Source organism: Streptococcus sp. F2 (assembly GCF_056500955.1).
In genome coordinates, this window is sequence record NZ_JBWKAI010000042.1 from 1 (window position 1) to 9778 (window position 9778).

A 9778-nucleotide genomic window follows, 5' to 3' on the forward strand; every position below is an offset into this window, starting at 1 on the left:
TTCCTTGAAATACTGAGCTATGACGAAACCATTGCAGACAATAGCAGCACAGCTTTTGCAAAGGTGAAGCCTCATAAGGTCAACGGAGCAATGACTGTTTTCTCTGATGACCGGTTTGGCATTGACGTTCTTAAAGTTGAAGTGCCGGTTAACATGGCCTATGTGGACGGTTTTGCTAAAGGTGAAGTGCTTTACAGTCAAGAAGAGGCTGCTCAGGCCTTTCGAGATCAAGAAGCCGCTAGCCATTTGCCTTATATTTATTTGAGTGCCGGTGTATCTGCCCAACTCTTCCAAGAAACTTTGCGTTTTGCGGCAGCAGCAGGTGCTAAATTTAGTGGGGTGCTTTGTGGACGTGCTACTTGGGCAGGAGCTGTTCCGGTTTATATTAGAGAGAGCGAGGAGGCAGCTAGGAACTGGCTCCGTACTGAAGGTTTCCAAAATATTGACGAGTTGAACAAGGTGTTGGAAGCAACAGCTACTCCTTGGACAGAAAAAATCTAAAACAACCTTAACTGATCAAACAGCTATCATTGATGCGGTAAGATAAGTATGGGCTATTCAATTGAACCTCTTACAGCAAGGATGAAAATGAGTTTTATCCTTGCTTTTTTGTCTTCACTTTTTACTATTTTCACTTATTTTTTAAAGGAAAACGTGGTAAACTAGGAGAAGATTAACTGACAATAGGTGACGTATGACAATCGACATGTGGGAAATTTTAAATATCATTGGAACCATCGCTTTTGCTCTTTCAGGTGCTATTGTTGCCATGGAAGAAGAGTTTGATATTCTAGGGATTTTTATTTTAGGTTTTGTCACAGCCTTTGGGGGCGGAGCCATTCGAAATACCTTGATTGGGCTACCGATTGAGGCGCTCTGGGGTCAAAAGCCAGAATTTACCTGTGCTTTTTTAGCTATCGTGCTCATCATGTTATTCCCCAAGCTTGTTGCAAGAGGGTGGGTTAGAGCGGCAGTTCTCACAGATGCTATTGGTTTAGCGGCTTTTAGTGTGCAAGGTGCTTTGCATGCGGTACGCCTCAATCAGCCGCTAAGTGCTGTCATTGTCGCCGCAGTTTTGACTGGTGCAGGTGGAGGTGTTGTCAGAGATATTCTGGCAGGCCGTAAACCGAGTGTATTACGTAGCGAAATTTATGCCGGTTGGTCTATTTTTGCAGCCTTGATTCTCCATTTTAGATTAGCCGATACGACGCTAGAATGCTATGCTTTAGTTGTATTATTAACGACTTTACGGTTGATTGGCCATCGTAGAAAATGGAACCTGCCTAAAATCAAATGGAAAGAGGAACTATAAGATGATTCAACTGATTGCTATTGATTTAGATGGTACATTGCTAAATGAGCAAAAAGAAATCCCAGAAGACAATATTAAGATGATTCAAGAAGCTGCTAATACTGGAGTGAAGATTGTCGTCTGTACAGGTCGCCCTCAATCGGGAACAAGGCCCTATTTTGATCAGTTGGGGTTGATTGAGGAAGAATTTCTCATCCTTAACAATGGGTGCAGTACTTACAGTAGTCCAGACTGGCAACTACGCCATTCTAAGTCACTTAACTACTCTGATATTGAGGCCTTAGAGCAGGTTAGTAAATCCTTTCCTGGAGTTTACTTAACCTTAACAGGTGAACAAGATTATTTAGTCCTTGAACCAGAAGTGCCGGATCTTGTTCAGGCAGATGGAGATTTGGTCTTTGCAACCGTGCAAGCAGTCTCTTTAGAGCAGTTATCTCAATCCCATCAGGTGATTTTTCAAGCCATGTATTTAGGGGAAAAAGCTGCGCTGGATGCTTTTGAGTTAGCAGCAAGTGATCACCTTCGTCAAAGCTATCATGTGGTGCGTAGTCAAGATAATATCTTGGAAATTCTTCCTAAGGGCGTCAGCAAGGCATCTGCTTTAAGGGAATTGGTAGAGGATTTAGGTCTAAGTGCTGATCAAGTTATGGCGATTGGCGATGCCCCTAATGATATTGAAATGCTTAACTATGCTGGATTAGGGGTTGCCATGGGCAATGCTTCAGAGGCTATTAAGCAATTAGCTGATCAGGTGACTGTTACCAACGATGAGGCAGGTGTTGCCCAAGCAATTCATCAATTTGTGTTGCTACCTAACAAAGAGTCATAAGACTAATCGTGTTGAAGGGATAATAGAAGTTGAAGTTAGCCCCTATTTGAGAAGAGCTGTTACTAATGAACGGGCAAAACCTAAAAAAATGAACAAGAGCATTTCCGTAGGATGGAAAAGGTTCTTGTTCATTTTTAGGTTAGTAGTGGAAGTCCCATAGCTGCCATTTCTTCTGCTGGAACCACCATATCATCTGAAATCCAATTAGATAGGACAGAGACAATGGCATTGCTCCAAAATAGTCGCTTATAGTGAGATTGTTTTTTATCTTTCCATTTTTGATAGGCCTTGAGGCGCTTAGTTACTAATTGGGTTAACAGGTGATGTAAATGATGTTTAAATACTAGTTTAAGTAGCTGTGCTTCTTTTTTTGCTTCGTTAAAGAGATAGAGCCAAGCTTGATAGGCTTGCGTTTTAACATCAAATTGTTTGAGCCCGTGAAAAATACGGCGAATCATGGTTGTTAAGAGATGCTCTAAGATGGCTTCTTTTGAGTTATAATTGCGATAGAAAGCGTTACGAGAAACCCCTGCTTTAGTCACCAATTCTGAAATTGTAATGTCTCCTAATGGTTTCTTTTCTAAAAGAGTCAGCAAGGCGATTTCCATTGATTCACGTGCCACCTGGCGTGCTTCCTGATTAAATTGAGTTAAGTTTTGAAGCGATCGTTTTGAGATTGCTTTGTCGGTCATCACAAATACCTTTCAAGTGTTACGTCTGATACGTTATTAGTAGCGAAAGCATACTTAATAATGATATAATTTTATGGGAAATGGCTTAGTTTGTCAACTAAAGTTAGCTAGTGAGAGGTCTTTTAAGAACTCGGAAGGGTTCTTTTTAAGGGGGGCTCTTTTTAGATTCCTAAAAACTAAGCTCGATAATAATAGCCTGAGGGTAAACTGATAAAGCGTCATCGCAGCGTAATGGCAAAAAGATGATAGTTTACTTTTAGAATGACAATAGAATGACTTAGAGGAAAAGAGGAAATAACAGATGACTTGGAAAATTGTAACAGATTCGGGCTGCGACCTTAGGAGTTTAGAAAGCCAATCTAAAGAGCTTCAGTTTGAACGTGTACCCTTAACACTGCAAATTGGCACCGAAATCTTTAGAGATGACGATGGTTTAGATATTGATAATATGATGGCAACGATGTACCAATCTTCAAAGGCTGCTACATCAAGTTGTCCAAGCCCAGATGCCTTCTTACAGGCATATAAGGGTGTTGATAATGTGATTGCTGTCACTATTACAGGAACTTTGTCAGGTAGTCATAACAGCGCTCGTCTGGCTAAAAATGATCTTCTTGAAGATTATCCGAATGCTAATATTCACGTGATTGATTCCTTATCAGCTAGTGGAGAAGTTGATTTGATCGTTTTAGAATTAGAGCGTTTGATTAACCTAGGACTCTCTTTTGAAGAAGTGGTTGAACAAATTACTGCCTATCAAGAAAAAACACGATTGATTTTTGTCCTTGCCAAAGTTGATAACTTGGTGAAAAATGGCCGTCTTAATAAATTGGTTGGAAAAGTTGTTGGACTCCTTAACATTCGAATGGTCGGTCAAGCAAGCCAAGAAGGAACACTTGAGTTGTTGCAGAAAGCACGTGGTCAGAAAAAAGCAGTCTCTGCTTTAGTAGAAGAAATTCAAAAAGCAGGTTACAAAGGTGGCAAAGTCTATATTGCTCATGCTAATAACCCAAAAATTTGTGAACAAATTAGCGAGAAAATTAAAGCTATTTATCCAGATGCTGTTATCCAAACAGGGAGAACATCAGGACTGTGTAGTTTTTACGCCGAAGATGAAGGTATCCTAATGGGATATGAAATATAAGACTATCACAAAAGGCTAGCCCAAATAGATTTGGGCTAGCCTTTTTCTTTTACATTTTTTGAGAGAAAGTCTATGAGTCAAGCAAAACATTACAAAAGATGACTGCGACCTTATGGTCGCTGACGATTAACCTTGGCCTTGTTCGCTTAGCGAAGCTCTAAGGATACTAAGAAAGCTCTCTAATACTCTTTAGAATGGGTCTCACCTGAATCAATTGGTGGTGTAGGAAGAGAAGGTGTTGACGGGGGGCTTGGTTCAGGTTGACTTGGTTCTGGAGCTGGACTTGGAGTTGATGGTTCCGGATTAGTTTGGGGACTAGACGGCTGAGGAACAGTCGTGTGAGGTTGACTTGGTTCTGGATCAGGAATCCAAGTGGAAGTATTGTTGTCATCTATTACTTGTCTAGGGGTTTCTTCAGGAACTGGTTTAGCTAGCACAATGGCGTCAAGCCTTGCCTGTAGGGCAGCTTTTTTTCCAAAATTGTTCAATTCATTGACAGCTTTTTGAGCCAAATCTTTGAGTGCTGGGCTTGGAGCATCTTCAGCAGATTTCACGGCGCGAGTGGCTGCTTCTTCTTGTTCTAAAGTTGCTTTGACGGCTTCTACACGGTCTTGTAATCCTTGTTTTTTGGAGGATGCTTTTAAACGGTCGATGGCATGCTGGGCTTTATTAGTGGCAGCTATAGTTCCCAATTTTTCAGCGTCCTGGACCGCTAAGTCAGCTTGCTTTGTCAAGTCTACAGCTTGTTCTTGCCGTCTGAGAGGTGTTGGCATTTTAGAAGTGCTGCCAAAAACGAGGTAAAGTCCTCCCATGAGAGTAATAGTAAAAATGCTTAACAGCAGATACAAGGCTTCTTTTTTAGATTTTTGCATGATTTCTCCTTTGACTGGCTCAATTCAACATAGCCTTATTATACCGTTAATAGAGAAAAATGAAAAGGTTGCTAAGTCAGTCCTTGCTGTCTTTAGAAAGGATTTGAAGATAAGCCTTTTTAGAAAAGTTATCGAACGACGAATCTGCTTAACTTAAACCTCTTAATCAGTGGTGTTCTTAAATCCTAAGAATTAAAAAAACCTTGTGATAAAGAGAGGAATGCATTAAAATAGAAGAGACTAAAAATTTGAGCGAGGACAATATTGTGTCAGTAAATTGGCAAGACATTGCATTTCATTTCTTTGGAGGCCTAGGTCTCTTTCTATTCAGTATCAAGTACATGGGAGATGGTCTTCAGCAAGCAGCGGGAGATAAACTCAGGTACTATATTGATAAGTACACAAGCAATCCCTTTTTTGGTATTCTGGTTGGGATTGCCATGTCTGCCTTGATTCAGTCCAGTTCAGGTGTTACTGTGATTACGGTTGGTTTGGTTTCAGCTGGTTTATTAAATTTACGCCAAGCTATTGGAATTGTTATGGGAGCCAACATTGGGACTACGGTCACCTCTTTTTTAATTGGTTTTAAATTAGGAGACTACGCCTTACCAATGATTTTTATTGGGGCAGCCTGCCTTTTCTTTACCTCGAATAAGAGACTTAATAATTTAGGACGCATTATCTTCGGGGTAGGAGGGATTTTCTTTTCTCTTAATCTTATGGGAGATGCTATGGATCCTTTGAAGTCAGTGTCTAGCTTCCAAACTTATTTAGCCACACTGGGCGATAAACCTTTCCAAGGTGTTTTTATCGGATCAGTTTTGACGATGGTGATTCAGTCATCTGCTGCTATTATTGGGATTTTACAAGGTTTGTTTTCAGGTGGGTTATTGACCCTGCAAGGAGCCATCCCAATCTTACTAGGGTCAAATATTGGTACTTGTATCACAGCAGTATTAGCTGCTATTGGGTCCAATATTGCGGCTAAGCGTGTAGCTGCAGCCCATGTCTTGTTTAACTTGATTGGAACCATTATTTTCATGATTTTCTTGCTTCCATTCACTTCTTTAATGCTACGGTTGCAAACAGAATTGAAACTGACACCAGAAATGACGATTGCTTTTTCACACGGTTCTTTTAATATCACTAACACCATCTTACTGATTCCCTTTATTGGTCTTTTGGCGATGTTAGTAACGAAACTTATTCCGGGAGAAGATGAGGTGGTGAAATACGAGGCGCTATACCTTGACCGTTTGCTCATCACCCAAGCCCCATCGATCGCCTTAGGAAATGCTCATAAAGAACTGATTCATCTAGCTTCTTACGCTATTCAGGCTTTTGAGGCTTCCTACAGCTATATCATGACAGCAGATGATAAATTCGGTGAAAAAGTGAGACGTTACGAGAAAGCAGTCAATACCATTGATGAGGAGCTAACCACCTATTTGGTTGATATTTCTAACGAAGCCCTCAGCCCGAGTGAAAATGAAGTTCTGGCGGGTATTCTTGATTCTTCCCGTGACTTGGAAAGAATTGGAGACCATTCTGAATCATTGGCAACCTTAATTGAAGGGATTACCACAAAGCATATTGGCTTTTCAGAAGCAGCTCGCAACGAATTAACGGACATGTATCGTTTGACGCATTGCTTGACCTTGGATGCTATACGAGCTATCGTAGATAGTGATAGAAATCTGGCGCAGATGATTGTCATCCGCCACAAGGAAATTGAGGAGAAAGAGCGTCGTTTGCGTAAAACACACATTGAACGCCTTAATCGTGGAGAGTGTACGGCCCAAGCTGGGATTAACTTTATTGATATTATTTCCCACTACACGCGAATTACTGACCATGCTTTAAATTTGGCTGAGAAAGTACTTTCACATCAACTCTAGCAACCATGGAAAACCTGAATGACCAATCAGGTTTTCTTTTTTAGGGTGGTAAGTGGTATATACCATTTACAAAGTGTGGAATAAGGCGTATAATAAGGAAAAAGGGAGGAAAAAAGATGACAAGCTATCTAAAAGCGGATTGTTTTTATTACCCAACAGAGGTGAAACCAGCAGGCTATTTAAGCCTTGAGAATGATGTTTTTGGGGAGTGGACAGAAACGGCTCCAACAGATGCCCAAATCATTGATTACACAGGTTATCAGATTGCACCAGGCCTTGTGGATACACATATCCATGGTTACGCAGGTGCTGATGTCATGGATAATTCTGCAGAAGGTATCCATAAAATGAGTGAAGGGTTGCTGTCAACAGGGGTAACATCCTTCTTACCAACAACCTTGACCTCTACCTTTGAGCAATTAGAGAAGGTCTCAGCAACTGTTGCGTCAGTCGCTGATCAAGTTAAAGGGGCTAAGATTCAGGGCATTTACTTTGAAGGTCCTTATTTTACCGAAGAATATAAGGGCGCTCAAAATCCAAGTTATATGAAAAACCCACAGTTGGATGAATTTAACGCTTGGCAAAAGGCTGCTAAAGGCCTCATCAAAAAAATTGCCCTTGCTCCCGAACGTGATGGTGTCGCAGAATTTGTCTCCACAGTGACCAAACAAGGTGTCACAGTAGCTTTAGGACACTCAAATGGAACCTATCAAGAGGCTAAAGAAGCTGTCCAAGCAGGTGCTAGCGTTTGGGTTCATGCCTATAATGGTATGCGAGGATTGACCCACCGTGAGCCAGGAATGGTTGGTGCCGTCTATAATTTGCCTAACACCTATGCAGAGTTGATTTGTGATGGACACCATGTCTCACCTGTTGCTTGTGATATTTTAATGCAACAAAAAGGGCATGATCATGTGGCTATGATTACTGACTGTATGCGAGCAGGTGGTTCTGCTGATGGCGATTATATGTTAGGAGAATTTCCTGTAATTGTCCAGAATGGTACTGCCCGTCTCAAGGAGAGTGGTAATTTGGCAGGGTCCATTTTGAAATTAAAAGATAGCCTTAAAAATGTAGTGGCTTGGGGAATTGCTAGTCCAGCAGAAGCTATTCACATGGCGACTTATGTGCCGGCTCTTTCTGTTGGTATTGACGACGTATGTGGTCAAATCAAAGCCGGTCATGCAGCAGACTTTATTGTTCTTGATCAGAATTTGGAGCTTGTAGCTACCTATCTAGATGGTCGAAAGGTTTTTGATGCCTCATAAACTAAGAAAGGATTGGAATGCCAATCCTTTTTACTTTTCCTCTGTATATGTTAGAATAAGTTGTGGTAATCGCTTACAGAAACCATTATTAAAGGAGGAGCTTATGATGGTAACAACAGTAAAAATGACTAGTGGCTATGATATTCCGGTTTTAGGATTTGGAACTTACCAGGCTGCTAATGGCGAAGAAGCTTATCAATCTACCTTAGCAGCTATTAAAGCTGGCTATCGTCATATCGATACAGCAGCTATCTATAAAAACGAAGAAAGTGTCGGAAGAGCCATTAAAGATTCAGGGATTCCTCGGGAAGAGTTATTTGTTACAACTAAACTCTGGAATGATGCGCATAGTTATGAAGGGGCTAAAGAAGCCTTGACTGCCTCTCTTGATCGCCTTGGTCTGGACTATGTGGATCTCTATCTCATCCATTGGCCAAATCCAAAAGACCTACGTGATTCTTGGCAAGATGCAAATGCTCAAGCGTGGGCTTATATGGAAGAAGCTGTTGCAGAAGGCTTAGTTCGCTCAATCGGTGTCAGTAATTTTATGGTGCATCATCTCGAAGCACTTAGTAAGACTGCTACCATAAGTCCTGCTGTGAACCAAATTCGTTTGGCACCAGGATGTTTCCAAGAAGAAGTGGTTAACTACTGTAAGCAGAAAGGAATTTTACTAGAAGCTTGGAGTCCACTGGGACAAGGGGAAATTTTTGATAATAAGACCATGCAGGAGTTAGCTGATAAATATGATAAAACGGTGGCACAAATTGCCTTAGCCTGGTCTCTATCGGAAGGGTTTATTCCCCTCCCTAAATCCGTTCATGAAGATCGCATCAAGGAAAATATGGCTATTTTTGATGTGAGCTTGACACAGGAAGATAAAGATAGCATTCGTCATCTATCAGGAATGTCCGAGGTCCCAAATCCTGATACGACTAACTTTTAGTCTAACACTAAAGATTTAACCTAAGCGGGTTGAATCTTTTTTTGAAAACGGTTTGACAAGTGTTTGTCATTTAGTTATAATCTTTATTAGTGTTTTGTGAAAAAAACGATAAATTGAAACATAAGGAGTTCTATTGTGATCATCTTTTTAGTGATGTTAGCGATGTTTACTATTCGATTAGTATTTTTAAAAAAATCTATTAAAAACGAAAAAGCCATTTTAGCCAAGGGAGGACAAGAGTTTGGTGTCCAAAACACAAAATTCTTGACCTTACTTCATATCATGATTTACGTCTTTGCAGTGACAGAAGCCCTTCTTAAACAAATTAAGTTTGATGGCATCAGTTTGTTAGGTCTCTTACTCATGCTGTTTTCAATAGCTGTTTTGTATGAAGTGACACGTATCTTAGGTGACATCTGGACTGTTAAGTTAATGTTGGCCAAAGACCATAAATATGTTGACCACTGGTTATTCAAGACAGTTAAGCATCCTAACTATTTCTTGAATATCGCTCCAGAGCTTGTGGGGATTGCTTTGCTTTGCCACGCGCAGATTACAGCTATGTTGCTTTTCCCATGCTATATGATTGTGATTTACCTCCGTATTCGTGAAGAAAATAAGTTGTTGGCGGAAGTGATTATTCCAAACGGCACTCGGACCAAAGCTTAAGACCCTAAGCGCTGAATGCTACACGCCAAACGCATGAAGAAACTTTTGTTTTCAGAAAACTAGATTCATAATGACAAAATCAATCAAAGTAGTACACTATAGATGAGGTGACTACGATGATTGATTTTATTATTGCTATTGATGATTG

10 protein-coding genes are annotated in these 9778 nt (G+C 40.6%); 8 read left to right on the forward strand and 2 right to left on the reverse strand.

Going from position 1 to position 9778, the window contains the following annotated elements; genetic code table 11:
- The 3 genes from ACYTR8_RS09615 to ACYTR8_RS09625 form a co-directional block, all read left to right on the forward strand.
- Window positions 1-501: tagatose 1,6-diphosphate aldolase (locus ACYTR8_RS09615; RefSeq protein WP_479650928.1), on the forward strand; the 501-nt coding region annotated here is incomplete at its 5' end.
- Between the two features lie 193 nt (window positions 502-694).
- The gene (locus tag ACYTR8_RS09620; protein ID WP_003054137.1) at window positions 695-1312 is read left to right on the forward strand and encodes a trimeric intracellular cation channel family protein; all 618 of its coding nucleotides are present in this window, start codon (window positions 695-697) and stop codon (window positions 1310-1312) included.
- A gap of 1 nt (window position 1313) precedes the next feature.
- Window positions 1314-2141: a Cof-type HAD-IIB family hydrolase gene (locus ACYTR8_RS09625; protein WP_222819263.1), complete on the forward strand. Its 828-nt coding sequence runs from the start codon at window positions 1314-1316 to the stop codon at window positions 2139-2141.
- A 134-nt stretch (window positions 2142-2275) separates the two neighbouring features.
- On the opposite strand, the gene ACYTR8_RS09630 is transcribed toward ACYTR8_RS09625, so the two are convergent.
- A complete protein-coding gene (locus tag ACYTR8_RS09630) occupies window positions 2276-2833 on the reverse strand; it encodes a TetR/AcrR family transcriptional regulator (RefSeq protein ID WP_003054132.1) in 558 nt (185 codons plus the stop codon).
- Window positions 2834-3134: 301 nt separating this feature from the next.
- On the opposite strand from ACYTR8_RS09630, the gene ACYTR8_RS09635 reads away from it, so the two are divergent.
- A complete protein-coding gene (locus tag ACYTR8_RS09635) occupies window positions 3135-3977 on the forward strand; it encodes a DegV family protein (RefSeq protein WP_111717389.1) in 843 nt (280 codons plus the stop codon).
- A gap of 179 nt (window positions 3978-4156) precedes the next feature.
- Here ACYTR8_RS09635 and ACYTR8_RS09640 read toward each other — a convergent pair whose 3' ends face one another.
- The gene (locus tag ACYTR8_RS09640; protein WP_479642077.1) at window positions 4157-4849 is read right to left on the reverse strand and encodes a GA-like domain-containing protein; all 693 of its coding nucleotides are present in this window, start codon (window positions 4847-4849) and stop codon (window positions 4157-4159) included.
- Window positions 4850-5115: 266 nt separating this feature from the next.
- Between ACYTR8_RS09640 and ACYTR8_RS09645 the strand changes: the two genes are divergently transcribed.
- The 4 genes from ACYTR8_RS09645 (at window position 5116) to ACYTR8_RS09660 (ending at window position 9630) form a co-directional block, all read left to right on the forward strand.
- Window positions 5116-6747, forward strand: a complete 1632-nt coding sequence (locus ACYTR8_RS09645) for a Na/Pi cotransporter family protein (protein WP_479642076.1) — start codon at window positions 5116-5118, stop codon at window positions 6745-6747.
- A gap of 116 nt (window positions 6748-6863) precedes the next feature.
- Entirely contained in the window at window positions 6864-8015 is a 1152-nt protein-coding gene (gene nagA, locus ACYTR8_RS09650; RefSeq protein ID WP_269760156.1) for an N-acetylglucosamine-6-phosphate deacetylase, read from the forward strand.
- Window positions 8016-8121: 106 nt separating this feature from the next.
- Window positions 8122-8961: an aldo/keto reductase gene (locus ACYTR8_RS09655; RefSeq protein ID WP_111717949.1), complete on the forward strand. Its 840-nt coding sequence runs from the start codon at window positions 8122-8124 to the stop codon at window positions 8959-8961.
- A 135-nt stretch (window positions 8962-9096) separates the two neighbouring features.
- Window positions 9097-9630, forward strand: a complete 534-nt coding sequence (locus ACYTR8_RS09660) for an isoprenylcysteine carboxyl methyltransferase family protein (RefSeq protein WP_003059177.1) — start codon at window positions 9097-9099, stop codon at window positions 9628-9630.
- Window positions 9631-9778: the final 148 nt, after the last annotated feature.

What these genes read in the sequence shown, in the direction of transcription:
- ACYTR8_RS09635 (WP_111717389.1), top strand. Translation starts at nt 3,135, where the DNA reads ATGACTTGGAAAATTGTAACAGATTCGGGCTGCGACCTTAGGAGTTTA.
- nagA (WP_269760156.1), top strand. Translation starts at nt 6,864, where the DNA reads ATGACAAGCTATCTAAAAGCGGATTGTTTTTATTACCCAACAGAGGTG.
- ACYTR8_RS09625 (WP_222819263.1), top strand. Translation starts at nt 1,314, where the DNA reads ATGATTCAACTGATTGCTATTGATTTAGATGGTACATTGCTAAATGAG.
- ACYTR8_RS09655 (WP_111717949.1), top strand. Translation starts at nt 8,122, where the DNA reads ATGGTAACAACAGTAAAAATGACTAGTGGCTATGATATTCCGGTTTTA.
- ACYTR8_RS09630 (WP_003054132.1), bottom strand. Translation starts at nt 2,833, where the DNA reads ATGACCGACAAAGCAATCTCAAAACGATCGCTTCAAAACTTAACTCAA.
- ACYTR8_RS09620 (WP_003054137.1), top strand. Translation starts at nt 695, where the DNA reads ATGACAATCGACATGTGGGAAATTTTAAATATCATTGGAACCATCGCT.
- ACYTR8_RS09640 (WP_479642077.1), bottom strand. Translation starts at nt 4,849, where the DNA reads ATGCAAAAATCTAAAAAAGAAGCCTTGTATCTGCTGTTAAGCATTTTT.